This window comes from Pseudomonas anatoliensis (assembly GCF_017976235.1).
Lineage (GTDB): Bacteria > Pseudomonadota > Gammaproteobacteria > Pseudomonadales > Pseudomonadaceae > Aquipseudomonas > Aquipseudomonas anatoliensis.
On sequence record NZ_JACVHC010000008.1, the window covers coordinates 74,780 to 99,605 of the forward strand.

The 24,826-nt window shown below is 60.4% G+C and carries 22 protein-coding genes; 15 read left to right on the forward strand and 7 right to left on the reverse strand.

What is annotated here, in order from left to right; all coding sequences use genetic code 11:
* Positions 1-3: 3 nt before the first annotated feature.
* From ribBA to ICA16_RS24135, 9 genes are all read left to right on the forward strand, one after another.
* Positions 4-1,095, forward strand: coding sequence for a bifunctional 3,4-dihydroxy-2-butanone-4-phosphate synthase/GTP cyclohydrolase II (gene ribBA / locus ICA16_RS24095; protein WP_150595200.1), 1,092 nt, complete (start codon positions 4-6; stop codon positions 1,093-1,095).
* A gap of 232 nt (positions 1,096-1,327) precedes the next feature.
* Positions 1,328-1,804 (forward strand): 6,7-dimethyl-8-ribityllumazine synthase, encoded by a 477-nt coding sequence (gene ribH / locus ICA16_RS24100; RefSeq protein WP_003228649.1) that lies wholly within the window; start codon positions 1,328-1,330, stop codon positions 1,802-1,804.
* Entirely contained in the window at positions 1,801-2,301 is a 501-nt protein-coding gene (gene nusB / locus ICA16_RS24105) for a transcription antitermination factor NusB (protein WP_047303669.1), read from the forward strand. Before ribH ends, nusB begins: the two co-directional genes overlap by 4 nt.
* A gap of 17 nt (positions 2,302-2,318) precedes the next feature.
* Positions 2,319-3,284, forward strand: coding sequence for a thiamine-phosphate kinase (gene thiL / locus ICA16_RS24110; RefSeq protein WP_210701795.1), 966 nt, complete (start codon positions 2,319-2,321; stop codon positions 3,282-3,284).
* Positions 3,281-3,784, forward strand: coding sequence for a phosphatidylglycerophosphatase A family protein (locus ICA16_RS24115; protein WP_011336134.1), 504 nt, complete (start codon positions 3,281-3,283; stop codon positions 3,782-3,784). The genes thiL and ICA16_RS24115 overlap by 4 nt, the downstream gene beginning before the upstream one ends.
* A 34-nt stretch (positions 3,785-3,818) precedes the next feature.
* The gene (locus ICA16_RS24120) at positions 3,819-4,571 is read left to right on the forward strand and encodes a substrate-binding periplasmic protein (RefSeq protein WP_150617278.1); all 753 of its coding nucleotides are present in this window, start codon (positions 3,819-3,821) and stop codon (positions 4,569-4,571) included.
* A gap of 224 nt (positions 4,572-4,795) precedes the next feature.
* Positions 4,796-5,413, forward strand: a complete 618-nt coding sequence (gene ribA / locus ICA16_RS24125; RefSeq protein ID WP_150617279.1) for a GTP cyclohydrolase II — start codon at positions 4,796-4,798, stop codon at positions 5,411-5,413.
* A complete protein-coding gene (locus tag ICA16_RS24130; RefSeq protein ID WP_210701796.1) occupies positions 5,410-5,829 on the forward strand; it encodes an MFS transporter in 420 nt (139 codons plus the stop codon). The genes ribA and ICA16_RS24130 overlap by 4 nt, the downstream gene beginning before the upstream one ends.
* Positions 5,829-6,629: a cobalamin-binding protein gene (locus ICA16_RS24135; RefSeq protein ID WP_210701797.1), complete on the forward strand. Its 801-nt coding sequence runs from the start codon at positions 5,829-5,831 to the stop codon at positions 6,627-6,629. Before ICA16_RS24130 ends, ICA16_RS24135 begins: the two co-directional genes overlap by 1 nt.
* A 126-nt stretch (positions 6,630-6,755) precedes the next feature.
* On the opposite strand, the gene ICA16_RS24140 is transcribed toward ICA16_RS24135, so the two are convergent.
* The 4 genes from ICA16_RS24140 to ICA16_RS24155 all read right to left on the reverse strand — a co-directional run bounded on the left by ICA16_RS24140 (position 6,756) and on the right by ICA16_RS24155 (position 11,898).
* Complete coding sequence (locus ICA16_RS24140; protein WP_210701798.1) at positions 6,756-8,642, reverse strand: TonB-dependent receptor domain-containing protein; 1,887 nt, start codon at positions 8,640-8,642, stop codon at positions 6,756-6,758.
* A 139-nt stretch (positions 8,643-8,781) separates the two neighbouring features.
* Positions 8,782-10,680 (reverse strand): 1-deoxy-D-xylulose-5-phosphate synthase, encoded by a 1,899-nt coding sequence (gene dxs / locus ICA16_RS24145; protein WP_150602087.1) that lies wholly within the window; start codon positions 10,678-10,680, stop codon positions 8,782-8,784.
* 91 nt (positions 10,681-10,771) lie between these two features.
* The gene (gene ispA / locus ICA16_RS24150; protein WP_210701799.1) at positions 10,772-11,659 is read right to left on the reverse strand and encodes a (2E,6E)-farnesyl diphosphate synthase; all 888 of its coding nucleotides are present in this window, start codon (positions 11,657-11,659) and stop codon (positions 10,772-10,774) included.
* On the reverse strand, positions 11,656-11,898 hold the full coding sequence (locus ICA16_RS24155) for an exodeoxyribonuclease VII small subunit (protein WP_003228627.1): 243 nt from the start codon (positions 11,896-11,898) through the stop codon (positions 11,656-11,658). The genes ispA and ICA16_RS24155 overlap by 4 nt, the downstream gene beginning before the upstream one ends.
* Before the next feature lie 490 nt (positions 11,899-12,388).
* On the opposite strand from ICA16_RS24155, the gene ICA16_RS24160 reads away from it, so the two are divergent.
* From ICA16_RS24160 to ICA16_RS24185, 6 genes are read left to right on the forward strand one after another with little or no spacing between them, the layout of a single operon-like run.
* Positions 12,389-13,180 carry a YfaP family protein gene (locus ICA16_RS24160; RefSeq protein ID WP_210701800.1) on the forward strand — a complete coding sequence of 264 codons (792 nt, stop codon included), beginning with the start codon at positions 12,389-12,391 and terminating at the stop codon, positions 13,178-13,180.
* Positions 13,181-13,227: 47 nt separating this feature from the next.
* Positions 13,228-14,940: a DUF2138 domain-containing protein gene (locus tag ICA16_RS24165; protein WP_210701801.1), complete on the forward strand. Its 1,713-nt coding sequence runs from the start codon at positions 13,228-13,230 to the stop codon at positions 14,938-14,940.
* The gene (locus ICA16_RS24170; RefSeq protein ID WP_150617285.1) at positions 14,937-15,575 is read left to right on the forward strand and encodes a DUF1175 domain-containing protein; all 639 of its coding nucleotides are present in this window, start codon (positions 14,937-14,939) and stop codon (positions 15,573-15,575) included. Before ICA16_RS24165 ends, ICA16_RS24170 begins: the two co-directional genes overlap by 4 nt.
* Complete coding sequence (locus ICA16_RS24175) at positions 15,572-20,137, forward strand: alpha-2-macroglobulin family protein (RefSeq protein ID WP_210701802.1); 4,566 nt, start codon at positions 15,572-15,574, stop codon at positions 20,135-20,137. Before ICA16_RS24170 ends, ICA16_RS24175 begins: the two co-directional genes overlap by 4 nt.
* A 1-nt stretch (position 20,138) precedes the next feature.
* Positions 20,139-21,758, forward strand: coding sequence for a DUF2300 domain-containing protein (locus ICA16_RS24180; RefSeq protein ID WP_210701803.1), 1,620 nt, complete (start codon positions 20,139-20,141; stop codon positions 21,756-21,758).
* 3 nt (positions 21,759-21,761) lie between these two features.
* Positions 21,762-22,574 carry a YfaP family protein gene (locus ICA16_RS24185; RefSeq protein ID WP_210701804.1) on the forward strand — a complete coding sequence of 271 codons (813 nt, stop codon included), beginning with the start codon at positions 21,762-21,764 and terminating at the stop codon, positions 22,572-22,574.
* Positions 22,575-22,662: 88 nt separating this feature from the next.
* Here the strand turns inward: ICA16_RS24185 and ICA16_RS24190 are convergent, their stop codons facing one another.
* The 3 genes from ICA16_RS24190 to ppa form a co-directional block, all read right to left on the reverse strand.
* A complete protein-coding gene (locus ICA16_RS24190; RefSeq protein ID WP_210701805.1) occupies positions 22,663-22,902 on the reverse strand; it encodes a type II toxin-antitoxin system RelB/DinJ family antitoxin in 240 nt (79 codons plus the stop codon).
* Between the two features lie 426 nt (positions 22,903-23,328).
* Positions 23,329-24,075 (reverse strand): S24 family peptidase, encoded by a 747-nt coding sequence (locus tag ICA16_RS24195; protein WP_150617290.1) that lies wholly within the window; start codon positions 24,073-24,075, stop codon positions 23,329-23,331.
* Between the two features lie 220 nt (positions 24,076-24,295).
* A complete protein-coding gene (gene ppa / locus ICA16_RS24200) occupies positions 24,296-24,823 on the reverse strand; it encodes an inorganic diphosphatase (RefSeq protein ID WP_003205933.1) in 528 nt (175 codons plus the stop codon).
* Positions 24,824-24,826 lie beyond the last annotated feature (3 nt).

The window sequence follows — 24,826 nt, forward strand, 5'->3', positions numbered from 1 at the left end:
CTTGTGGCGCTCAATAGCATCGAAGAACTGGTTGAAGACATCCGCCAAGGCAAGATGGTCATCCTCATGGATGACGAAGATCGCGAGAACGAAGGCGACCTGATCATGGCCGCCGAGTGCTGCAAGGCCGAACACATCAACTTCATGGCCAAGCACGCCCGTGGCCTGATCTGCATGCCGATGAGCCGCGAGCGCTGCGAATTGTTGAAGCTGCCGCTGATGGCGCCACGCAACGGTTCCGGGTTCGGTACCAAGTTCACCGTGTCGATCGAAGCGGCCGAAGGCGTGACCACCGGCATCTCCGCCGCTGACCGTGCACGTACCGTGCAGGCTGCCGCCGCGAAAGACGCTAAAGCTGAAGACATCGTCAGTCCTGGCCACATCTTCCCGCTGATGGCTCAGGCTGGCGGCACCCTGGCGCGCGCCGGCCACACTGAAGCTGCTTGCGACCTGGCGCGCATGGCCGGTTTCGAGCCGAGCGGCGTGATCTGCGAAGTGATGAACGACGACGGCACCATGTCTCGTCGCACTGAGCTGGAAGCGTTCGCCGCTGAACACAACATCAAGATCGGCACCATTGCCGACCTGATTCACTACCGGATGATCCACGAACGTACCGTTCAGCGGATTGCCGAGCAGCCACTGGACAGCGAACTGGGCCAATTCAACCTGGTGACCTATCGTGATTCGGTGGAAGGCGACGTGCACATGGCCCTGACGCTGGGCACCGTTTGCGCTGAAGAACCAACCCTGGTTCGCGTGCACAACATGGACCCGCTACGCGACCTGCTGATGGTCAAACAACCGGGCCGCTGGAGCCTGCGCGCCGCCATGGCTGCAGTTGCCGAGGCCGGCAGTGGCGTGGTGCTGTTGCTGGGTCATCCGCTCGATGGCGACGTGTTGCTGGCGCATATTCGTGAAACCGGCGATCAGGTACCGGCAAAAAAACCGACCACTTACAGCATCGTTGGTGCCGGTTCGCAGATCCTGCGTGACCTCGGTGTACGCAAAATGCGCCTGATGTCGGCACCGATGAAATTTAATGCGATATCCGGTTTCGATCTGGAAGTTGTAGAATACGTGCCCTCCGAATAATGACCCGCAGATTCGTATTGCTGGTGTGTACCCTTGTGGTGAGGGGATTTATCCCCGACGGGCTGCGCAGCGGCCCCTGTTTTTGGGACTGCTGCGCAGTCCATCGGGGATAAATCCCCTCGCCACAGGATGTAATGGAACGGCAATGCGGTGTCTGCGATCATGTATTCGTGGCTAATATCACTGAGGGATGCGTACGAGACGCGTCCCGGCTCTTTAAGAGATCTGACGAATGACCCTGAAGACCATCGAAGGTACCTTCATCGCCCCTAAAGGCCGCTACGCTCTGGTAGTGGGCCGTTTCAACAGCTTCGTTGTTGAAAGCCTGGTCAGCGGTGCAGTGGATGCCCTGGTTCGCCACGGCGTGAGCGAAAGCGACATCACCATCATCCGCGCTCCTGGCGCCTTCGAAATCCCGCTGGTTGCGCAGAAAGTCGCTCAGAAAGGCGAGTTCGCAGCAATCATCGCCCTCGGCGCGGTCATTCGTGGCGGTACTCCGCACTTCGAATACGTGGCAGGCGAGTGCACCAAGGGCCTGGCCCAGGTGTCCATGGAGTTCGGCGTTCCGGTCGCGTTCGGCGTCCTGACCGTTGATTCCATCGAGCAAGCCATCGAACGTTCCGGCACCAAGGCCGGTAACAAAGGTGCTGAAGCAGCCCTGTCCGCGCTGGAAATGGTCAGCCTGCTGGCACAGTTGGAGGCCAAGTGATTAGCGACGAAAGCGATCGTTTCAACCCGCGCGACCCACGTCCAGCGGACGCCGGCAAGCCTTCGAAAAGCGAAAAGCGCCGGGCTGCCCGTCAGTTGGCGACTCAGGCGCTGTACCAGCGTCTTCTGGCCGGCACTTCGCTGAACGAAATCGAAGCGCAGTTTCGCGTCGACAACGATTTTACCTTTGCCGATGCCAGCTACTTCCACGACATCCTGCACGGTGTTCCGGCTAACCAGACCGAGATCGACACTGCGTTGGCGCCGTGCCTGGACCTGACCATCGAAGAGCTGGACCCGGTTGAGCTGTGCGTGCTGCGCCTGTCCACCTGGGAGCTGCTCAAGCGCGTCGACGTACCGTACCGCGTGGTGATCAACGAAGGCATCGAACTGGCGAAAGTCTATGGTTCGACCGACGGCCACAAGTTCGTCAACGGTGTGCTCGACAAGCTGGCCCCGCGTCTGCGTGAAGCTGAAGTGAAGGCGTTCAAGCGCTGATATGCGCTTGATACCCAATGGGCGAGTTTGAGCTGATCCGCAATTTCTTCGCCGCCGCGCCTTGTGCGCAGGGCGGCGAGGGCGTTGCTCTCGGGATCGGCGACGACTGCGCCTTGCTGGCGGTTCCCCCCGGGGAACAACTGGCAATTTCCACCGATACGCTGGTGGCCGGCGTGCATTTCGCCGATCCCTGCGATCCGTTTTTGCTCGGTCAGCGCTCGCTGGCCGTCGCGGTCAGCGATCTGGCCGCCATGGGCGCCACACCCATTGCCTTTACCCTTGCCCTGACTGTGCCGACGGTGACCGCCGATTGGCTGCAAGCCTATGCCCACGGTTTGAACCGCATGGCGCAGAACTGCGGCGTGGCTCTGGTGGGTGGCGACACCACGCGCGGGCCGTTGAGCCTGACCGTCACTGTGTTCGGTCGCGTCCCGACCGGATTGGCCTTGACTCGCAGTGGCGCGCAGCCAGGTGATTTGCTGTGTGTCGGCGGTGAACTGGGCAATGCCGCTGGCGCGTTGCCGCTGGTGTTGGGCCAGCGCTACGCCGCGGCGGATATCGCTCAGCCGCTGCTCGATCACTACTGGTCACCGCAACCGCAACTCGCGCTCGGTCAGGCGCTACGCGGCAAAGCCACGTCAGCGCTGGATATCTCCGACGGTTTGCTCGCCGATTGTGGGCACATCGCGTTGGCGTCGAAGGTGCGACTTGAAATTGAACGTGAGCGTGTGCCGTTGTCGGATGCACTAGTGGCGTTTCTCGGTCAGCGCGGTGCCGAGCGTGCGGCGCTGAGCGGTGGCGATGATTACGTGCTGGCCTTCACGTTACCGTCCGTCGAGTTGCCGGCACTGCTCGCCGATGGTTGGCCGATCCATGTGATCGGTCGTGTGGCGCAGGGGCAGGGCGTGGCGCTACTGGACCGCGAAGGGCACGACATCACCCCGCAAATCCGGGGCTATCAACATTTTCAGGAGTCACCGTGACAGATCACCCGAAACAGGTTCCGGCCGAATTCGTCCCGCCTTCTGTCTGGCGCAATCCTTGGCATTTCCTCGCCTTCGGCTTCGGTTCGGGTACTTTGCCCAAAGCGCCGGGCACGTGGGGTTCGCTCGTTGCGCTACCCTTTATCCCGTTGTGGCAGATGTTGCCTGACTGGGGGTACTGGCTGATGCTCGGCATCACCATGCTGTTCGGCTTCTGGCTGTGCGGCAAGGTCGCCGACGATCTGCGCGTGCACGACCACGAAGGCATCGTCTGGGACGAAATGGTCGGGATGTGGATCACCCTGTGGCTGGTGCCGGAAGGCTGGTACTGGTTGCTCGCGGGTTTCCTGGTGTTCCGCTTCTTCGACATTCTCAAGCCGTGGCCGATCCGCTGGATCGACCGGCATGTTCATGGCGGAGTCGGCATCATGCTCGACGACGTGCTGGCCGGCGTGTTCGCCTGGCTGGCGATGCAGGGACTGGTGTGGGTATTTGCCTGATTCGAGGGTTGTCAGGCTAAAGAGGGTAATTAGGATGTCGCGGCGCTGGTTGGCAGGGGTGGTTTTGGCTGTGCTGGGCACTGTCGCCAGTGCGCAGGAAACCGCGCCGGCGCCCTCGGTTATTCGTCTGGCCAGCGAAGTCTGGGAAGACTACACCGCTGCCGATGGCCATGGGCTGGCCTGGGATGTGTTGCGCAAGGTGTTCGAACCGGTCGGAGTAAAACTCGATATTCGCAGCGAACCCTATACGCGTTCTGTAGGGCTGGCGCAGCGTGCTGAAGTCGATGCTTGCGTGGGCTCGTATCACGAAGAGTTCAGTGATCTGCTCTATCCGCGCTGGAATTTCGACACCGATCACGTCTATGCGCTGGGCCTTGCCAGCAACCCGGCACCAACGCTGGAGACCTTGGGCAACTATCGGCTGGCCTGGGTGCGCGGCTACGACTATCAGAGCTACTTGCCCAATGTACGCAGCTTCAACGAAGTGATCCGGCGCACCGGGATCCTGTCGATGCTGACCCACAACCGTGCCGACTATTACATCGACGCGCTGACTGAAATCAATTACGTGCTCAGTCGGGCGAGGGATCCGTCGCAATTTCGCACGACCCATGTTGCCGAGTTGCCGCTGTACCTGTGCTTCGCCAATACCCCCAAGGCCCGCACGTTGATGGCGCTGTTTGACCGGCGCATGGATCAACTGGTGAAGAGCGGCGAGCTGAAACCGATTTTCGAGAAGTGGAAGCAGCCGTATCCGTTTAGCGCGGGCGCGGCGAATCCCCTGTAGGAGCTGCGGCACGCTGCGATCTTTTGATCTTGATTTTGAAAGCCGGATCAAAAGATCGCAGCCTCGTTTCACTCGACAGCTCCTACACGGGTCTGTGTTGTCGGGTAAGTCATCAAACTTTTTGATCGTTATGCCCGATAATTCAGCCTAAGCGTCTGTAGGAACCTGCTGTTACAATGCCGCCCAGCGAATCTTCAGACTTTTTTTAGATCAGGAGCACACCGGTGCCTGTCGTTTTTGTCGCCGCTTCCAAGCTGCCAACGCCTTTTGCGCAATTCACCATGCACGGCTTTCTAGATGAAGCCACCGGCCGCGAGCATGTCGTGCTGAGCCTGGGTGATTTTGCCGACGGTGCCCCGGTACTCGGCCGTTTGCACTCCGAATGCCTGACTGGCGATGCCTTGTTCAGCCAGCGCTGCGACTGCGGTTCGCAGCTTGAGGGCGCGCTAAAGGCCATCGCCCGCGAAGGTCGTGGCGTATTGCTCTACCTGCGTCAGGAAGGTCGCGGCATCGGTCTGTTGAACAAGATCCGCGCCTACGAATTGCAGGATGGCGGCGCCGATACCGTTGAAGCCAACGAGCGTCTGGGCTTTGCCGCCGACCAGCGCGACTACGCCATGTGCCTGCCGATGCTCGAACACCTCGGGGTCAAAGCCCTGCGTCTGATGACCAACAACCCGCGCAAGGTCAAAGCCTTGACCGACATGGGCATCGTCGTCGCCGAGCGCGTGCCGCTGCACACCGGCCACAACCCGCACAACAAACTGTACCTGGCGACCAAGGCCAGCAAGCTCGACCACATGATGGGCAACGAGCATCAGGGCGAGGTAGACCGGGCGTGACTCGCGGTCAGGTAAAGCGTCGCCTCAGCGTCGACTGGTGGAAATACCTGGCGTTAGCGCTGGTGCCGTTGTTCGTGCTGAATGCTGTGTTTGCTCAGAACGAGCCGATTCTGCCGGTGCTGGCGATGCCGCTGTTTATCGCCGGTGTCGCGTCGATGTTCGTCAGCCTGAAGTTTTTTGGCCGCTACAAACATGCGCTGATCGCCACGCAGAAATCCCTCGACACTGCAGATGAACCGGCGGCCTGGATCGCCCTCGCAGCAAGTCGCCGAGCGGCATTTCTAGCGGCCGCGTTGCCCGCGTGGGTCGGTGCACTGGCGGTATTTGTCGGCCTTGAAGCCATACCGCTGATGTTGCTGGCGCTGTCCACCGTCGTGCTGTTTTACCTCTACCGTATCCCGCGTCAACTCGGCTGATGCGCCATCTCTGGCTGGCGGTTCTGCTGCTGGCCATCAATGGCCCTGTATTCGCCGCTCTGCGCGTGGTCAGCCTCGCGCCGTCGCTTTCTGAAATCGTCGTTGAACTGGATTCCGCCGATCTGCTGGTCGGCGTGCTGGATGCGGGCGAGCGGCCTGCAGCAATTGCGAATCTTCCCTCGGTCGGTCGCTATGGCCAGCTCGACATGGAGCGTTTGCTCAGCCTCAAACCTGATCTGTTGTTGCTCTGGCCCGGCAGTGTCGGGCCGGCGCAGCGCGATCAGCTCCAGCGGCTGAACATCCCTACTTACGTCGCCGAACCGCACAGTCTTGAACAGCTTTCTGCGCAGATCGAAGCCATTTCGTCTCAGCTCGGTCGGCCCGAGCGCGGGGCTGCGTTGGCGGCGGATGTTCGCAAGAAACTCGAGAACCTGCGCCAGCGTTATCACCGGGATAGGCCACTTAAGGTGTTCTATCAGGTGTGGGACAAGCCGCTGTATACCGTCGGCGGGGGGCAGATCATCAGCGATGCGCTTGAGGTGTGCGGGGCGCGCAATGTGTTCGGCGACTTGAGTCTGCCGGCGCCGCAAGTCAGCATTGAGGCGGTGTTGCAGCGAGATCCCGAGGTGATTCTGGCCAGTGATCAGGCGCAGCTGGATGCGTGGAAGGCGTGGCCGCAGGTGACGGCTGTAAAGCAGAGGCAATTGCTGCTGGTCACCGACAAAGGCCTGGAACGCCCGAGCGCTCAGATGATCGACGCTACCGCCAAACTCTGCCACCTCATCCAGCCTGACAATTAACCCCTGTAGGAGCTGCCGCAGGCTGCGATCTTTTGTTGTTGTTTTATAAGATCAAAAGATCGCAGCCTTCGGCAGCTCCTACAGGGAACATCAGCAATTTCAGAAGTTTCAGAAGTTTCAGAAGTTTCAGCGCAGTTCGGGGGTCCAGGTCACCCCAAACATCCACGCTCGACCTTCTTCGCGATAACCATATTGGCTGCCGTCATAGCTGTAGTTTGCGCGGCTGTGACCCTTGTCCAGCAGGTTATCCACCTTCAGATCCAGGTTGATCTCCCGGTTCAGCGCCCAACTGCTGCGCAGGCCGAACAGCGCATAGCCGCCTAGTGCTTGATTGTTGTTCAGGTCGTCATAACTGCTGCTCACCGCCTGCCAACTGGCGCCGAGGCTCAGTCGATCAAACTGCCGATCCAGATCCCAACTCAACGTCCGCCGTGCCCGCCGCGCCAACGTATGGCCGGTATCACGGTCGCGCGGGTCGATGATCGATACGCCAAGGTTGCTCTGCCAACCAAACAATTCCTGCTTCAGCGCTGCTTCGAAACCGTTGATCCGTGCTGAAGCCACGTTTTCCGGCCGTGAGTTGCTGCCGAAGATGATCGCGTCCTCAAGGTCCGTGCGGTACAGCGACGCTTCCAGACGACTGCTGTCGCTCAGTTGGCTGCGCCATTGCAGCTCATAGCTTTTCGAGGTTTCCGGTTTCAGGTTCGGGTTGCTGAAATCAGGGTAGTACAGGTCGTTGAAGGTCGGTGCACGGAAGCCTTCGCTGTAGCTGAGCAGCAGATCGTTGTCCGGATTAAGCGGCAGGGTGAAGGTGCCGCTCCAGGTGTTCTGGCTGCCGAACTGTTGGTTGTCGTCGTGACGCAAACCCAGCTCCGTGGAGAAACTGTCGGCCTGATAACGGTGCTGGATGAACGCGGCGCGGTTCCAGCGGCTGTCCTCGTCGAACGCGGTGCTGCTGTTGACCCGGTCTTCGTACCAGTCGCCGCCCAGGATCAGGCTGTTGCGCGCATCCAGGGTCAGGTCGTTCTGCCAGTTCACCGAGTCGCGGTAGGTGTTGAATACCGTGCGCTCGTCGCTGAGCTTGTCGAGGGTCTTTTCGCGGTTCTCTGTGTGGCCGAATTCGACGCGGGTTTTCCAGATATCGTTGACCCGGGCATCGACGTAACTGCTGACGCTACTAACGTTGAAATCGCTGTAAGGCTGTTGCTGGACCGCTTCGAACGTGGTCATGTCGAAGCGGCCGAACGGATTGTCGAACTCGCTTTTGCCACGGTTATCCAGCAGGTTGGCGCCGACTTCTATGTCATCAGTCAGCGCATGGCTGAGGCTCAGGCTGACGGACTTGTTGCGGTAGGCGTCGTGATCGCCGTCGCTTGGATATGACTCATGAGTACGGTCGATCCCGGCGGTTTCATCCAGGCTGGCGCCGAGGTTGAAGCGGGTTTTGTCGTCGCCACCGGATAGGCCGAGGCTGCGCTCCCAGGTTTGATGGCTGCCGAAGCCGACATGCATGCGCGGTTGCAAGCCTTGCTCAGTCCCACGGCGGGTAAAAATCTGAATCACCCCGCCAATCGCATCGCTGCCGTAAATCACCGAGCGCGAACCGCGCAGCACTTCCACGCGTTCGATCTGCTCGATGTTCAGGTGCTGCAGATTGCTGTCACCGGAAGTGGAGTTGCCGATGCGCTGGCCGTCGACCAGCACCAGGCTTTGCGCCGACTGCGTGCCGCGGATATAGACCCCGGGCAAGCTGCCGCGTCCACCTGCTTGCGCTACTTGCACGCCTGGCACACGACGCAGCAGGTCCGGCACATCGCTCGGTTGCAGACGATCGATGTCTTCGCGGGTGAACACGGTGTTGGCGGCGCTGCTGTCATTGCGCGCTTCGACCTGACGATTGGCGCTGATCAACACGTCCGATAGCTTCAGCGCTTGATCGCGCTCGAAAGTGTCGGCGACAGCGCTGGCGGTCGGTAGCAGAAGGAAGGGCAGGGCGAGACGCGAGAGTTTCATGGCAATCCATGGTTTATGCAAAACCGTGTAGGAGCTGCCGAAGGCTGCGATCTTTTGATTTTGCTTTTAAAAAGTCTGGAGCTGCCGAAGATCAGGATCAAAAGATCGCAGCCTTCGGCAGCTCCTACAGGGGGCCGCGTTAGCGGTTCAACAGTTCCAGACGCTCGCGAATCGACGCTTCGATCCCGGCCTCATCCAGCCCACACTCGGCCAGCATCTGCACAGGCTTTGCATGCTCGACGTAAACATCGGGCAAACCCAGATGCAGCATCGACTTGAGGATATTCTCGCGGGCAAGAAATTCGCTGACCGCACCACCGGCACCGCCCATGATCGCGTTCTCTTCGATGGTCACCAGCAACTCGTGACTGCCGGCAATCTCGCGTACCAGAGCTTCGTCCAGTGGTTTGACGAAGCGCATGTCGACCACTGTCGCATCCAGCTTCTCGGCGACTTTCAGCGCCTCGGTCAGTTGCACGCCGAACACCAGCAGGGCGACTTTGCTGCCTTGACGCCGAACGATGCCTTTGCCGATCTCGATCGGTTCGAGGTCTTTCTCGATTGCCGCATTCGGGCCGTTGCCGCGCGGATAACGCACCGCCGCCGGGCCGTTGTAGAGATGACCGGTGGTGAGCATTTTGCGCAATTCGTTTTCATCGCTCGGGGTCATGATGACCATGCCCGGGATGCAGCGCAGGTACGACAGGTCGAAGCTGCCGGCGTGGGTCGGGCCGTCTTCGCCAACCAGGCCGGCGCGATCGATGGCGAACAGCACGTCGAGGTTCTGCACCGCCACATCGTGGACGAGTTGGTCGTAACCGCGCTGAAGGAACGTCGAGTAGATCGCTACTACCGGTTTTGCGCCTTCGCAGGCCATGCCGGCGGCGAACGTCACCGCGTGTTGCTCGGCAATCGCCACGTCGAAATAACGCAGCGGGAAGCGCTCGCTGAACGCCACCAGATCCGAGCCTTCCTTCATCGCCGGGGTAATCCCGACCAGGCGCGGATCAACTGCGGCCATGTCGCACAGCCAATCGCCAAACACCGCCGAATACTTCGGCCCGCCGGTTTTCTTCGGCGCAGCGGCCGGTGCGTCGACAGGTTCGAGTTTGGTGATGGCGTGGTAACCGATCGGATCGACTTCTGCCGGGGCGAAGCCTTTGCCTTTCTTGGTGACGATGTGCAGGAATTGCGGGCCCTTCAGGTCACGCATGTTGCGCAGCGTGGCGATCAGGGTCGGCAGGTCGTGGCCGTCGATCGGGCCGATGTAGTTCCAGCCCAGCTCTTCGAACAGGGTGCCTGGAACCAGCATGCCTTTTGCGTATTCTTCGGTGCGGCGGGCGATTTCCCAGGCGCCGGGCAGGCGCGACAGCACTTTTTTACTGCCTTCGCGCATGCTCGCGTAAGTGCGGCTGGAAAGAATCTTCGCCAGATAATTCGACAGACCACCGACGTTGCGCGAGATCGACATGTCGTTGTCGTTGAGGATCACCAGCATGTTGGCGTTGACTTCCGGCGCATGGTTCAGCGCCTCGAAGGCCATACCGGCGGTCAATGCGCCGTCGCCGATCACGGCAATCGCCTTGCGATCACTGTTCTGCAGGCGGGCGGCAATCGCCATGCCCAGCGCTGCGCTGATCGACGTGCTGGAATGGCCGACGCCAAAGGTGTCGTACTCGCTCTCGGCGCGACGCGGGAAAGCGGCGATGCCGTCCTTCTGGCGCAGCGATTCCATGCGCTCACGGCGACCGGTGAGGATCTTGTGCGGATAAGCCTGATGACCAACGTCCCACACCAGCCGGTCGTCCGGGGTGTCGAAGACGTAATGCAACGCGATGGTCAGCTCGATGACGCCCAGACCGGCACCGAAATGCCCACCGGTCTGGCCGACCGTGTAGAGCAATTCCAGGCGCAACTCATCAGCCAGGGTTTCCAGCTCGGCTTCGGCTAACCGGCGCAGGCCGTCCGGCGTATTCGCACGGTCGAGCAGGGGCGTGGTCGGGCGCTTGCGGGGAATCTCATGAAACGTCGTGGGCATCAGGCGAATCGTTATAGGTATAAAAGATGCGGCAGTTTACCTGATGCATCGCCCACTGCCCACGCGTTGATCTTTTTTGGCCGATTCGCCGTCAGCTGCGGCGCTCGACGATATACCGGGCCAGCTCGCGCAACGGCTCGGCTGCCGCGTCAAACGGTCGCAGGGCGTGCAGGGCCTGATCGCGCAGCTCCAGGGAGTAGGCCTTGGCCGCGTCCAGGCCGAGCAGCGCCGGGTAGGTCGGCTTATCCCGGGCGATATCGGCGCCCTGGCGTTTGCCGAGGGTTTCAGTATCGCTTTCGACATCGAGAATATCGTCCTGCACCTGGAAGGCGAGGCCGATGGCTTGTGCGTAAGTCTGCAAGGATTGCAGTTCATCCGGCTCGGCACGGCCGCTGGCCAAGGCGCCAAGTTTGACGCTGACTTCGATCAGCGCACCGGTCTTGTGCCGGTGCATCTGCTCGAGGGCTTTTTGATCGAGCTTGAGACCGACCGAGCCGAGGTCGATGGCTTGACCGCCGACCATACCAGCCGGGCCTGCGGCCAGTGCGAGCGCACTGACCATCTGCAAACGGATATCGGCGCTGAGGTCGCTCAGGCGCGGATCGAGCAAGGCGCTGAACGCCAGACTCTGCAAGCCGTCACCGGCGAGAATCGCGCAAGCTTCATCGAATTTTTTGTGAGTGGTGGGCTGGCCGCGACGCAGGTCGTCGTCGTCCATCGCTGGCAAATCGTCGTGCACCAGCGAATAGGCGTGGATCAGCTCCACCGCGCAGGCCGCGCCGTTAGCCTGCTCAGGCTTGCCACCGAGGGCTTCGCACGCGGCGTAGGCCAACAGCGGACGCACGCGTTTGCCGCCGTTCATCACGCTGTAGCGCATGGCCTCGTAAAGGCGCGCCAGCTCCGGCAACGGGGCGTTGAACAGGCTTTCCAGTGCCGCGTTGACCCGGGCCTGGCTGGTCGCCGAATACGCTGCAATCATTCTGGCTGTTCCGCGTCGAAGGGTTCCTCGGCGAGTTCGCCATCGCGCTCCAGCAGCACTTGCACCTTCTGCTCGGCCTGAGCCAGCGCTGCCTGGCAGTCACGGGTCAGCCCGATGCCCTGCTCGAAAGCGGTCAGCGAGTCTTCCAGCGACAATTCACCGTTCTCCAGACGCTCGACCAGTGTTTGCAGGTCGGCGAGGGACTGTTCGAAATCCAGTGCAGCTTTTTTGCGGGCCATGGCGGCAGTTTCCGGTTGACGTTAAACCGGCGCTACACTAGCAGATAGGGGGGGTATGGGCAAATGAGCGGGGCGATGTCAGCAAGAACAAAGATCCCTTGTGGCGAGGGGATTTATCCCCGATCGGCTGCGCAGCAGTCGTAATCAATGCTGACTCTGTAGACCTGAAGATAGGTGTTCTTAACTTTTGGGGATGCTGCGCAGCCCAACGGGGATAAATCCCCTCGCCACAGGATTTGTGGTGATTCAGGGTTATTCGGCTCATTTTGTGAGCCGAATAACTTCGCTATTCGGCTCACTACCTTCAAAAGGCAGGTTTCCTACAGCGATAGCACATGTATCCGATTGTTAAAAAACCGCCGAATGGCTAATCTTCGCGCCTTCAACGACCCGGCAGTCACGGGTCTTTCAGACGAAACGCAGTTTTAGAGGCTGTGAAGTACCGAGGATCGGGTGCAAGGTTTCGTTCAGGCATGGCAGGAGGCATTACATGCGTTCATTCATTTTGCTGGTGATCGGGATGGCCTGCGCATCCGCGCTGCTGGCCGCACCGAGTGCCGAGCTGTCGGAACCGGTGGGTGGCTGGCGTTATCACGGCTTTCTCGATCGCACGGAAAACCCGCAAGTCGCCTATCCGACGCCGCCGATCGACCGCGGCATCCAGCGCAATCGCACGATGATCCAGGGCCAGCTCAAGGCCATCGGCCATATGCGCCCGCCGCACAGCCTCGCCGTCAATGGCAATCCGCTGAATCTGTACACCGACGATCAGGGCCGTTTCGCCCGGCCATATGCCTTTGGCGCCGGTTCCAACAGCGTCGAGGTGATCAGCGCCGAGGGCCAGTCGCTCAAGCGCGTGCAATTTTATGAAGCAAATAATTTGCGCACGCCGGCGCGAATTCGTCTTGTCTTGGGATGGGACGATCCAAAGGCTGAGCTGGATCTGCACATTGTCACGCCCGATGGCCAGCATGCCTTTTGGGCGCGGCCGGCGCTGAGCAATGGCGGCGGCCTCGACCCCGATGGCGTCGATGGCCCCGGCCCTGAGATGTTCACCATGACCGCGCCGCTGCACGGCACCTATCTGGTTTACGTCAACTATTGGGGCAACTTCGGCAATGGCGGCTATAACTTCGAGGAGACCAGCAACCAGAACGAGGTGATTACTTCGCAAATCACGCTGGTGCTCAACGAAAACACCGTCGACGAAAAACGCGAGACGTTCATCGTGCCCCTGCGGGCGATTGGTGATCTGCTGCTGGTCAAGACTTTCAACTATTAAGTATCCCGCCATGGATGAAATCGTGAGCTTTGGGAATGAGCGTGAAGATGAGCGATAACACTGTTACCCCGGCTGCCGAAACACCTGCTGGCAAACCTTCCCGGCGCTGGCCGTTGCTGTTGGCCGGGCTGTGCCTGGTGGCTGGCGTAGCAGGCGGTTTTGGCTGGCTGCTGCTCAAACCCAAGGCGCCGCCGGTGGAGCTTGCCGGTGACAAACTTGGCCTGAGCCGCCCGGATGCATTGCTGGAAACCCGCTCGCTGAGCCAGTTGCCCAAAGACCTGCTGACGGTGCCGTTCCTCAAGGCCACGCTCACCGAAGATTTCGTCTTCTATTACGAAACCCACGCCGATCGCCTCGGCTTGATCGGCAGTCTGCGCCGAATCATTTACGAGCATGACCTGAAGTTGCAGGACAGCTTGATCGAACAACTTTTCGATCAGCCAGCCGATGTCGCGCTGTGGCGCGGTGCCGATGGTCGCTTGAAGGACTTTCTGCTGGTAATGGATCGCGGTGGTTTGGCCAAGCTGCTGGAGCCGCTGGCGAAAGTGGCGCTGGATGACACGCAACTCAGCGTTTTCGGCAACCTCAAGGTTGGCAGTGACGAGGTGCCGCTGTACCAATTGAGCTACAACGCCAGCAAATCGCTGCTGTTCGCTTCGCGCGGCGACAAACTGGTGGTGCTGTCCAATCCGGCCAAGTACTACGACCCTGAAAGCGGCGTGTCCGAAGAGTCCGGCCACGTTTCACCGCAAGCACTGGCGGCATTGCTCAACGGCGAAAAGCTGTTCCCCGAAGCCTTCGGCCTGCCTGCTAAAACCCCGGAAACCAAACAGCGACTCTCGGTGAATTCCAGCGTCCTCGCCATGGGCTACCAGCGCTTCATTCCGAACTTCGCCGGCCTGCGTTTCGACATGGACGACAAGGGCTGGCACAGCTATCTCGCAATGGATGAGCTGGAAAACCAGCCGGAATTCGATTTCAAACCGGTCTGGCAAGCCATGCCGCTGGGCGCCAGTGCCTGCGTAACGTTGCCGGTAGCTGCCGAACCGCAAAAGCCGTTGCTGGTAAAACTCGGCGCCGAAGACGCCGTGGCGCAGACGCTCACCGAACACGTGGCTGGCGCCGCGGGCCTGTGCTGGTACGCCGATTCGCGTTTGTACACGCCATTGCTGGTCGCCAGTCTTAAAGACGAGGACAGCAGCAAGCTCGACGGTGATCTCGGCAAGCTGTTCGGTTCGATGGTCGGCGCCTTCGAGTCCAACGTCGAAGAAAAAGTATTCCCGGTGGTGGAGAAACAGGAAGGCCAGAGCCACGTCTGGCAGCGTCAGGTCAGCTCCAACTTCGGTCCATACGCGGCCAAGGACGCAGAGAATCCGGATGCAGTCAGCGGCAAGGCGTTCATGAAGGTCAGCCTCGCCCGTCACGGCTCGACGCTGCTGTTTTCCCTCGACGACAAACTCGTCGACAAGGCCCTCGGCACCCTCGACAAACGCTTCCCGCCGATGGCCGATGTGCTGCCCAAAGATGTGCTGATGCCGATCTATTTCGGCCCGGATTCGATGGCGCAACTGATGCAGCAGGAAACCCTCGACAGCCTGCCGCAAGACATGGAACCGGTGTTCTACAACGCCGCGCAAACCTATCTGATCCCGAAACTTCGCACTCTCGGCGGCTACGGCAAATATGCCCTGACCTTGCCAGAAGGCAGCGAGCCGGATGGTCACTGGCAGTGGCTGCCGCTGGAGTGGAAAGCGCTGTGACGGCACTGATCCGCAGCCTCGGCTTACTCGCGCTGTTACTCAGCGCCGGCGCCCGAGCCGTCGAAACGCCTGCGCTCGATCCTGCACAATCCCAGGTGTTTCGCGCCTGGTTCGTGCGCATCGCCCAGGAGCAACTGAGCCAGGGCCCGAGCCCGCGCTGGTATCAACAGGATTGCGCCGGGCTGGTGCGCTTCGCTGCCAACGAAGCGCTGAAAGTCCACGACGACAAATGGCTGCGCAGCAATGGCCTGTCCAATCGTTACCTGCCGCCGGAACTGTCGCTGAGCGAAGATCAGCGCAAGCTCGCCCAGCAATGGCAGCAGGGCGGCGGCAAGATCGGGCCGTACGTCAACGCAATCAAACTGATTCAGTTCAACAGTCATCTGGTCAGCCGCGACGTGTCGCAGGCGCGGCCCGGTGACCTGATGTTTTTCGATCAGGGCGACGACCAGCACCTGATGATCTGGATGGGCCGCTACATCGCCTATCACACCGGCACCACCACCCCGACTGACAACGGCATGCGTTCGGCAAGCCTGCAGCAACTCATGACATGGAAGGACACCCGATGGATACCCGACGCAGCCAACCCCAACTTCATCGGCGTCTATCGACTGAACTTTCTCTCCCAATGACCGGTGCCCGCATGCTGCGTTTACTGCCTCTGCTGTTGCTATTAGCCCTGCCATTTTCGGTAGTGAACGCCGAAGACACTGTTGCACCGAGCGGCTATACGCCGGTGTCCGGCGAAAGTTTTTTCCTGCTGGCTGACAGCAGTTTCGCTGCCGACGAGCAGGCCATGGTTCGCCTCGAAGCGCCGGGTCGCGATTATCGGCGTTTCCGCATGGAGCCTTACGGCGGCGCCGACATTCGCGTGTACCGCATCGACAAGCCGCTGGACTTCCTCAAACGCCAGAAGAACCTGCACCGGGTGGTCAGCGACGGTCAGTTCAAGGGCGAAGGCTTGTCCAACACCCTCGCGTATCTGTGGGACAACTGGTACCGAAAATCCCGTCGGGTGATGCAGCGAGCGTTCTCCTATGAGTCGCGCAAACAGGTCACCGAGGAAGTGCCGGAACTGAAGATGGGCAACGCCATCGCGGCGCCGACACCGTATGACGCGCAGCCGCAATTCGCGCTGATTCCGGGCTTGCCGGTGGTCAGCCAGTTCCGTTATCCGCTGTGGCAGGCCAAGCCGATTCAGCCGCCGGCCGGGGTCAACCTGGCCGGGTCTTCCAGCGACTTTGTCAGCGTCGCACCGGGCAACGTTTACATTCCGCTGGGTCAGTTGAAACCGGGCCTTTATCTGGTCGAAGCGCTCATCGGTAAATATCGCGCGACCACCATGGTCTTCGTCTCCAACACCGTTGCGGTGAGCAAGATTGCCGGTGACGAGTTGCTGGTCTGGGCCGCGCGCAAGCACGAAGGCAGTTCGGTGCCGAAGGTCAATGTGCTGTGGACCGACGGCCTCGGCGTGATGAGCAGTGGCGCCACCGATGCCGATGGTTTGCTGCGCCTGAAACACGTCAGCCCCGAGCGTTCTTTCGTCATCGGCGAGGACGAGGAGGGCGGTGTATTCGTCTCGGAAAACTTCTATTACGACAGCGAAATTTACGACACCAAACTCTATGCCTTCACCGACCGACCGCTGTATCGCCCAGGTGATTGGGTGTCGCTGAAAATCGTCGGCCGCGAGTTCAAGAATGCGCGGGACTCGGTGCTGCCGGGCGCCGCAGACGTCAATGTCAGCGTGCTTGATGCCACTGGCACCGAGCTGCAACGCCTTGATCTGAAACTCGATTCGAAGGCCGGCACTCAGGGCCGCTTCCAGCTACCGGATAACGCGGTGGCGGGCGGTTATGAAATTCGCTTCAACTACAAGGATCAGGCCTACAGCAGCGCCTTCCGCGTGGCTGAATACATCAAGCCACACTTCGAGATTTCGCTGAATCTGGCCAAGCAGGATTACCGCACCGGCGAGCTGGTCAAAGGCAGTCTGGTGCTGCTGTACCCGGACGGCAAACCGGTGGCCAACGCCAAACTGACCCTGAGCCTGCGCGCGCAACAACTGTCGATGGTCGACAACGAACTGCAATATCTCGGGCAATTCCCGGTGGAACTGACCAGCACCGAACTGACCACCGACAGCAAAGGCAACGCCACCCTCGACCTGCCGGCCGCCGATAAACCGAGCCGCTACATGCTCACCGTGTTCGCCAGCGATGGCGCGGCGTATCGGGTCAAGACCACCAAGGAAATCCTCATCGACCGTGGCGCCGCGAGTTTCCGCTTGAGCGCGCCGCAGCGTTTCAGTGCGGTCGGCGACAAGGTCGCGTTCAGCTACGCCAATGAGGGCGGCGCCGAGCAGAGCAAAGCGGTCACGCCGAGCACTTACGGCTGGGTACGTCTGGAAGACCAGAGCACCGGCGAAGGTAAACTCGCGGCAACTGACAAAGGCTTCAGTCTGGCCTTCGAACGTCCGGGCACTTACAACCTGACGCTTAAGGATCAGCACGGTCGCGTCCTCGGCGCCACCGGTCATGCGGTCACCGGTGACGGCGTCAAAGCGGTGCCAGGCACGGTGGAAATCGTCCTCGACAAACCTGAGTACAAGGCCGGCGACGAAGCGCTGGCGCTGATCACTTTTCCTGAGCCGGTCAATGATGCACTGCTGTCGCTGGAGCGTGACAAGGTCGAAGCCACCGCGCTGCTGGCCAAGGGCGGCGACTGGTTGAAACTGGAAAAACTCAGCGACACCCAATACCGCGCACGCATTCCGGTGAAGGACAATTTCGCGCCGAACCTGACCTTCTCCGTGCTGTACACCAAGGGCGGTCAGTACAGCTTCCAAAATGCCGGGATCAAAGTGATCGCGCCGCAAATCGACGTGGCGATCAGCACCGACAAACAGGTGTATCTGCCGGGTGACACGGTCACCGTCGACCTGACTACGCAGTTCGCCGGCAAAGCAATTCCGGCGCATCTGACGGTGAGTGTTGTCGACGAAATGGTTTACGCGTTGCAGCCGGAAGTCGCGCCGACCATCGACCAGTTCTTCTACCATCCACGGCGCAACAACGTGCGCACCAGCGCCAGCCTGTCGTTCATCAGTTACGACGTGGCGCTGCCGGGCAGCCCGGGCGCACCGGGCAAAGCCAACCGCAGTGAACGCGGGGTAAAAGTGCTGGAGCGGCCGCGTCGTGAAGACGTCGACACCGCCGCATGGCAACCGGAATTGCTCACCGGTGTCGATGGTAAAACCCGCTTCACTTTCAAGATGCCGGACTCGCTGACCCGCTGGCGCATCACCGCCCGCGCCATCGCCGATGACGGTCAGGTCGGCCAGAAGAAGCAGTTTGTCCGCTCGGAAAAACCGCTGTACCTGAAGTGGAGCGGGCCGAGCAAATTCCGTAGGGGCGATCAGCCGCAACTCGGTATTTTCGCGTTCAGCCAAGCCGAGAAACCGGTCAAGGCTGAGCTGGTCACCCACTACGCCGGCACCGAACAACGCATGCCGGTAACCCTGAACAACGGCATCAACTACCTGCCGCTGCCGGCGTTCGCACTGGCTTCCGGCGAGTGGACGGCGGAGTTGGTGCAAGACGGCAAAATCGCTGATTCCCTGGCCGTACGCTTGAGCGCAACCGGTGACGGCTGGCAAGTGACGCAAATACAAAGCCTCGACGTGGCCAGCGGCGACACGGCGCTGAGCTTGCCTGCGGACGCGACCGACATTCGTCTGCGTCTGGATGACAGTCCGCAAGCGGTGTTCCGCTCGGTGCTCGATGATCTGCTCAGCTTTCCGTACGGCGGCGTCGAGCAGACCGCCAGTCGCTTGTTGCCGCTGAGCATTGCTTATCCGTCGCTGGCATCGAGCCCGCAGATCCGCGATCGCTTGCGTCTGATCATGCAGAACAGCCGTCTGCGGTTGGTGCAAATGGCCGGGCCGTCGGCGAGCTTCACCTGGTGGGGCTACGACGGTGAGCCCGATGCTTTCCTCACTGCGTACGCTTACTTCGCCGACTGGAACGCCAGCCAGGTACTGGATCTGACGCTGCCGCCGGAGCATTGGCAGCGGGTGTTGGAGGTGTACGCCAAACAGGCGCCGAACACGCCGTTGCTGCAACGGGCGCTGATTCTGTCGTTCGCCAAGCAGATGCATTTGCCGGTGAACACGCTGCTGACGGGGTTGATGGAAGATCTGGCGAAGGCCGGTGAAGGCAATGCCGAAACCCTGATGGACGATGGCGTAGACAGTCTGGTGATGAGCGATCCGGATTCGGCGCTCGGTCTGGCGGCGGCGCGAGTGTTGACCGCATCGCTGGCCACGCAGTCGAAAGTCGCGTTGCCTGACGCATTCAATCGTCAGGTAGGCGCTGCGCAACAGCGTCTGTCGGTCAGTTCGCAGCCGTTTGTCGAAGCGCTGAATCTGTCGCTGCAACCATTTGATCAGGCTCGCGCCCTGGCCTTGCTGCAACGCCTGTTGCCGCAGCAATCGACGCTCGAACGCGCACTGGCGTTGACCTGGCTGCAACGCAGCATCGCCCAGGCTTCGCCGACCATTGCGCTGACGCCGGGTGAAGGCTGGAAGAAAAGCTACGGTGCCAGTGGCGAGATGTTCTGGACGTGGCAGGGGGCGACGCCAGTGCCGAGCGTGTTGACGGTTTCTGGCACTCAGGAGCGTCCGCTGCGTGCGGCCCTGAGTTTCCAGACTCAACAGCCAGTCGTCGATCCAATGGCCGTGACCATCACCCGTCGCCTGTCGCGACTGGTGCCGGGCGACGAAGCGTTCACCTTCAAACTGGAACCGGTCGGCACTAAGCCGCTGTCCAGCGACAGCCTGTATCTGGACGAAGTGATCCTCACCAGCAAAGCGCCGAAACCGCTGCGCTACGGCATGCTGGAAGTGCCGCTGCCGCCGGGCGCCGATGTCGAGCGCACAACGTGGGGCATCAAGTTGCAGGGCAAGGACGGCACCGAACCGACCGCGCTGGAGAAAGCGCGTTTCGAGCCGGGGCAGTTGGCTTATGCCGTGCCGGTGGATGCGCTGAGCGGCGAATTGCGTCTGCGCCATCTCGTGCGTTTCTCGCAGAAGGGCCAGTTCAATCTGCCGCCAGTGCGCTTCACTCAGGTCTACGCGCCGCAGCATCAGGCTCAGGAAGCGAAAGCCGCCCTTGGTCAGGTCACGGTCAACTGACATGAAGCGGCCGCTGCTGTGGCTGACGTTGTGTGTGATTCCCGCGCTGGCGACAGCGCAGGATGAGCCTTTGCGCGTGGCCTACAAGGGCGAATTGTTGTCGTTGAGTCAAACGCAACTGATCGCTCGCGAGCCGTTGCCACCTTCGCTGGATGCGCCGCTGGGCAGTCTGTGGAAGCTGTTTGTTTATGCGTGGCTGGTGGATACCGGCGCTCGCGAGCCCGCTTATGAATGCCGCGGGCAGTCGAAAGAAGAAGTTTATTGCTGCAGCGCCGGCGGCAAGATCGAACGTGATCAGGCGTTGGTGAAGTCGTGTGGGTTGTATTTTGAGCCTGCGCGGTTGGGGATTTCTTCTGCTGATTGGCGGGCGTATTGGCAGACGCGGCAGGCACCGTCGTGGTTGCTGGATCTGCCAATGGTGCAACCGGCCACGCGAGTTTCTGTGGCTGACTTGTTAATGGTTTTATCTTCGCTGCCAGCTCAAGACCAGATGCGCCGCGTGTTGCTTGATGTCGTTCTGAATGTGGCGGATGGCAACGTCGTGGGTGAATTGGGTGGGCGCTTGCGGGTGAAAACCTGGAGCTGGCTCGGCGATCAGGATCCACAATCGAGGCAGGGCGGATTTGCCGGTTGGACGGTGGACGGTTCGCCTGTGTGGGCGGGTGGGCGTGGCACCAGTCAGATGGTTCTACGAAATTACGGTCAGGCACTGGCGACGGTGTTGCCTACTGCTTGGCCAGCAGAGACGGGCCGATGTGTCGAAGTCGGGCTGTTCTCGCGCTATCCGGTTTTACGTGTTTTGGCTGGCGAGCGGGCGGTGACTTCCGGCCCGTTGCAGGGCGATTACCGCGTCGAATTCGCTAACGGCAATGCGCTGGATATCCACAGCGACGGCGAACTGTTTCTGCTCAACAACAAACTTGTCGCGCGTCTGGGTCGCGAAGAATACGTCGCCCGCGTGCTGGATCGCGAAGCCAAACCCGAACCCGCCGAAGCCGCCAAAGCGCTGGCCGTGGCGATCCGCACCTACCTGCTGCAAAACGCTGCGCGTAACGGCGATTGCCTGAGTATCGATGACAGCAGCACCCGCCAACGCGTCGCCCCGCGTCCGGCCTCGGCGGAGTCTCGCAGTATCGCCGCATGGACCGCGGATCTGGTGTTGGCCGGCAGCACCGTCACCTATCATTCCGATCAACCCGGCCCGGACAAACTCGCTTGGCAACAAGCCGTCGAACAGGCCAATGCTGGCCAGCGCTACGACGCGATTCTGCTCCACGCCTATCCGCGCGCAAGCCTTAGCCGTTGGGATAATCCGGTCGCTTCCTGCGAAGCACTGCCCGCCGCCCAAGACTGGCTGCACAAGCAACGACGCGGCTGGCGCCCGAAGCTTGAAAGCGAAACCGGCTACAACGAAGTCAGCACGTTCGCCGTGTGCAAACTGGCTTTTGGCAGACCCTTCGTCGACCGCGAGCGCCAACGAATCTATGTGCGCGGCGTGTTGACCCTGCAGGATCGCCTCGACCTCACCCACGAATATCTGCACCTGGCCTTTGAAGCACATCCCAACGGCCAGGATGAAACCTACATCGAAGGGCTCGCCCGTCACCTCTTGCTGGAATAGACCATGACATTCCGTTATCCACAGGTCTTGCTGCTGCTCTGCACGCTAACCGCGCTATCGCCGGCCATCGCCGCCGACAGCGTCAAACTCGACACCCCGGTCGGCGGCTGGCGCAGCGGCGCGCCGCAAGGCGAGGGCGAAAGCTTCCGCCAGACCGTCAACTACCCAGCCTCCTCGGTGAACACCCCGATCGGCCAAGCCAACACCGCACGCATCAGCGGCGAAATCAAAACCACACCGAAGAGCCCAGAGCCCGGCCGCCTCATCGTCAACGGCGTCAGCATGCCGCTGAAAATCGACGACGCCGGCCGCTTCGACCGCCCATTCTCCTTCCCCAACGGCAGCAACAGCGTCGAAGTCCGCAGCCCCGACGGCAAACAACGCCACCGCACCCAATTCCTCAACACCAGCGGCGGCGCCACCCCGGCCAAACTGCGCGTCCTGCTCGCGTGGGACAGCGACGGCACCGACCTCGACCTGCACCTCGTCACCCCCGACGGCGGCCACATCTGGTACGGCAACCGCACCGCCCCCAACGGCGGCGCCCTCGACGTCGACGTCACCACCGGCTACGGCCCGGAAATCTTCGCCATGCCGGCACCGATCAAGGGCCAGTATCTGGTGTATGTGAATTACTACGGCGGTGGCTATCGCGGGGATGACGAAGGTGGGGATGAAGCAGTGCAGGCGCTGACGACGGCGCAGGTGACGGTGATTACTGAAGAAGGTACGCCGAGCGAGAAGATGGAGACGTTTTTGATCCCGATGCGGACGGCTGGGGAGTTGACGTTAGTTAAGGCGTTTAGTTATCCGTGAGGGGGAATGGGCAGCAGGTTGCTGCCCAATTGAATCGGTCAGCAGGCTGCTGACCGATTTCAGACCTAGTCATCACTGGGCGAGAGAGTTATAGGTCATCCAGCCTTACCGTTACCCGCTGAGGAGTGGCAATACGTTCGGTGGCGACGGCAATCAGTTTTTTATCCTGATCACTGGGTAGCGCCGTTTTGAATGGCAACTTGCCCCGGTCGGCGACGTACTGAAGTGTTTGGCGCAAAAGCTCTGAGGGCGTGATACCTAACCTTTCGAGTTCGGTATAGGAGCGCTGCTTCAGATCGTCGTCAATGTGAATTCTGATGAATGCCATGATGAAATACCTGTAATGACGCTTGTCGTTACCGTAACCATTACGCCCGGTGAACAACAAGTCCCGATTCAGGTTTTTAGGCAGGCATTAAAAAGCCGGCTTGTGGCCGGCTTCTCGGGGACTGGCTTGGCCTATTTTTGGTAAGCCTTGCCAGCCTTCAAAACGTACACCCGGATCTGCGTCCGGCTGTGGGACTTGGTCAGACGTTGGTCTGCCGCGTCGGGCGTCATCTGAGCCGCGGGAGCGGGGCGATGCGCGAATGTGGGGCGCAGGATACTGAGTTTTGCTTTGGATTCCCAGTGTGAAGTGCGGGTTAGAGCGACCGTAGCGGTACAAATCAGGATTTTGCACTGTTTTTCCGGGCCTCTTCGCGGGCAAGCCCGCTCCCACAGTGTTCTGTGTGAATACAGAATCAGCCAAACCAACTCAGAGAAACGGCACCACCGGCCTTCGTTTGCTCAGCGTCGACCACCAGAACACCCAACCCAATATATGGATCCGCTGCTCTTCGATTTGTGCGGGGCGGAAGACTTCGTCCGGGTATTCGGCGCTGTTGTGGCTGCGCAGGCGCAGGCCGTTGCCGGGCATGCGGTGCAGGTATTTGATGCGCAGCATGCCGTCGTGTTCGATGGCGTAGATTTCGCCGTCGACGACTTGGGTGAGGCTTCGGTCGATGGCGACGATGGAACCGTCATCGATGCGGTCGGCCATGCTGTTGCCGATCATGTGCGCGCAGATAGCGTCGCCTGGGCGGATTTCCAGTTGATCGAGGTGCGCGCGCAGCAGGCGGATGGACAGGTCCGGGTCCTGGATGACGTGGGTTTTTCCAGAGCCGTTGGTCTGCGGTGTTTCTTTGAAGAACGCCAGGTCGATGTCATTGGGGTCGATGACGGTGTAGACGCCGCGGATGGCGTGAGCGTCAAAGGTGTCGCCATTGCTCGCGGGCGGGGTCAGGCTTGGTATCTCTTTTGTGCCTTCACCGGTTTTCAGCCATTCGCTGTTGACGGACAGCAGGCGTGAGACTTCTTCCATGCGATACGCCGGGACGCCCCGGGTGTACCAGTTGTGGACATTTTGGGCTTCCGTGCCCCAGAACTTCGCGAAACCCGTGGTGGAGATGTTCGCTTTTTCCAGGAGTGCCTTGAATCTTGGACCGCTAGTGTTCTTTCTCATAAACACGGAGTCTACGGCCGTGCTACAGGGGTTTGAATAAACCTGACGTTCAAAAACGGGCTGAATTTTGCGACTGGATGTAAGACGTGCTTGTGGGAAATTACACAGGTTAAAACTTTTCTGTAGTCCGCAATAAACAGGCTGTTTAAGTCGGGCTGGCAGGTCAAAAAAAAACCCGGATCAACCGGGTTTTTTTCAAGCCTGTCACAAGTCGTGAAGCTTAGCCTTTGTAGGCAGCAACCGACTTGGTGATCGCTTCGCGGGCGGCGTCTGCACCGGCCCAGCCTTCGATCTTGACCCATTTGCCTTTTTCGAGATCTTTGTAGTTCGCAAAGAAGTGCTCGATCTGCTGGATCAGCAGCGGTGGCAGGTCGGTGTATTCCTTCACGTCGACGTACAGCTGGGACAGCTTGTCGTGTGGCACTGCGATAACTTTGGCATCGCCGCCGCCGTCGTCAGTCATGTTCAGGATACCGACCGGGCGAGCGCGGATTACCGAGCCTGGCGCAACCGGGTAAGGGGTTACAACCAGCACGTCGAGGGGGTCACCGTCGTCAGCCAGGGTGTTCGGGATGTAACCGTAGTTGGCCGGGTAGAACATTGGGGTGGCCATGAAACGGTCAACGAACAGGCAATCGCTGTCTTTGTCGATTTCGTATTTGATCGGCGCGTGGTTGGCCGGGATCTCGATCGCGACGTAGATGTCGTTCGGCAGGTCTTTGCCAGCCGGAATCTTGCTGTAGCTCATTGG

Bases quoted from the DNA above. Each gene is read 5' to 3' on its own strand.
- ribH (WP_003228649.1), top strand. From the start codon at position 1,328: ATGACCCTGAAGACCATCGAAGGTACCTTCATCGCCCCTAAAGGCCGC.
- thiL (WP_210701795.1), top strand. From the start codon at position 2,319: ATGGGCGAGTTTGAGCTGATCCGCAATTTCTTCGCCGCCGCGCCTTGT.
- ICA16_RS24120 (WP_150617278.1), top strand. From the start codon at position 3,819: ATGTCGCGGCGCTGGTTGGCAGGGGTGGTTTTGGCTGTGCTGGGCACT.
- ICA16_RS24135 (WP_210701797.1), top strand. From the start codon at position 5,829: ATGCGCCATCTCTGGCTGGCGGTTCTGCTGCTGGCCATCAATGGCCCT.
- ICA16_RS24140 (WP_210701798.1), bottom strand. From the start codon at position 8,642: ATGAAACTCTCGCGTCTCGCCCTGCCCTTCCTTCTGCTACCGACCGCC.
- dxs (WP_150602087.1), bottom strand. From the start codon at position 10,680: ATGCCCACGACGTTTCATGAGATTCCCCGCAAGCGCCCGACCACGCCC.
- ispA (WP_210701799.1), bottom strand. From the start codon at position 11,659: ATGATTGCAGCGTATTCGGCGACCAGCCAGGCCCGGGTCAACGCGGCA.
- ICA16_RS24155 (WP_003228627.1), bottom strand. From the start codon at position 11,898: ATGGCCCGCAAAAAAGCTGCACTGGATTTCGAACAGTCCCTCGCCGAC.
- ICA16_RS24160 (WP_210701800.1), top strand. From the start codon at position 12,389: ATGCGTTCATTCATTTTGCTGGTGATCGGGATGGCCTGCGCATCCGCG.
- ICA16_RS24165 (WP_210701801.1), top strand. From the start codon at position 13,228: ATGAGCGATAACACTGTTACCCCGGCTGCCGAAACACCTGCTGGCAAA.
- ICA16_RS24175 (WP_210701802.1), top strand. From the start codon at position 15,572: ATGACCGGTGCCCGCATGCTGCGTTTACTGCCTCTGCTGTTGCTATTA.
- ICA16_RS24180 (WP_210701803.1), top strand. From the start codon at position 20,139: ATGAAGCGGCCGCTGCTGTGGCTGACGTTGTGTGTGATTCCCGCGCTG.
- ICA16_RS24185 (WP_210701804.1), top strand. From the start codon at position 21,762: ATGACATTCCGTTATCCACAGGTCTTGCTGCTGCTCTGCACGCTAACC.
- ICA16_RS24190 (WP_210701805.1), bottom strand. From the start codon at position 22,902: ATGGCATTCATCAGAATTCACATTGACGACGATCTGAAGCAGCGCTCC.
- ICA16_RS24195 (WP_150617290.1), bottom strand. From the start codon at position 24,075: ATGAGAAAGAACACTAGCGGTCCAAGATTCAAGGCACTCCTGGAAAAA.
- ppa (WP_003205933.1), bottom strand. From the start codon at position 24,823: ATGAGCTACAGCAAGATTCCGGCTGGCAAAGACCTGCCGAACGACATC.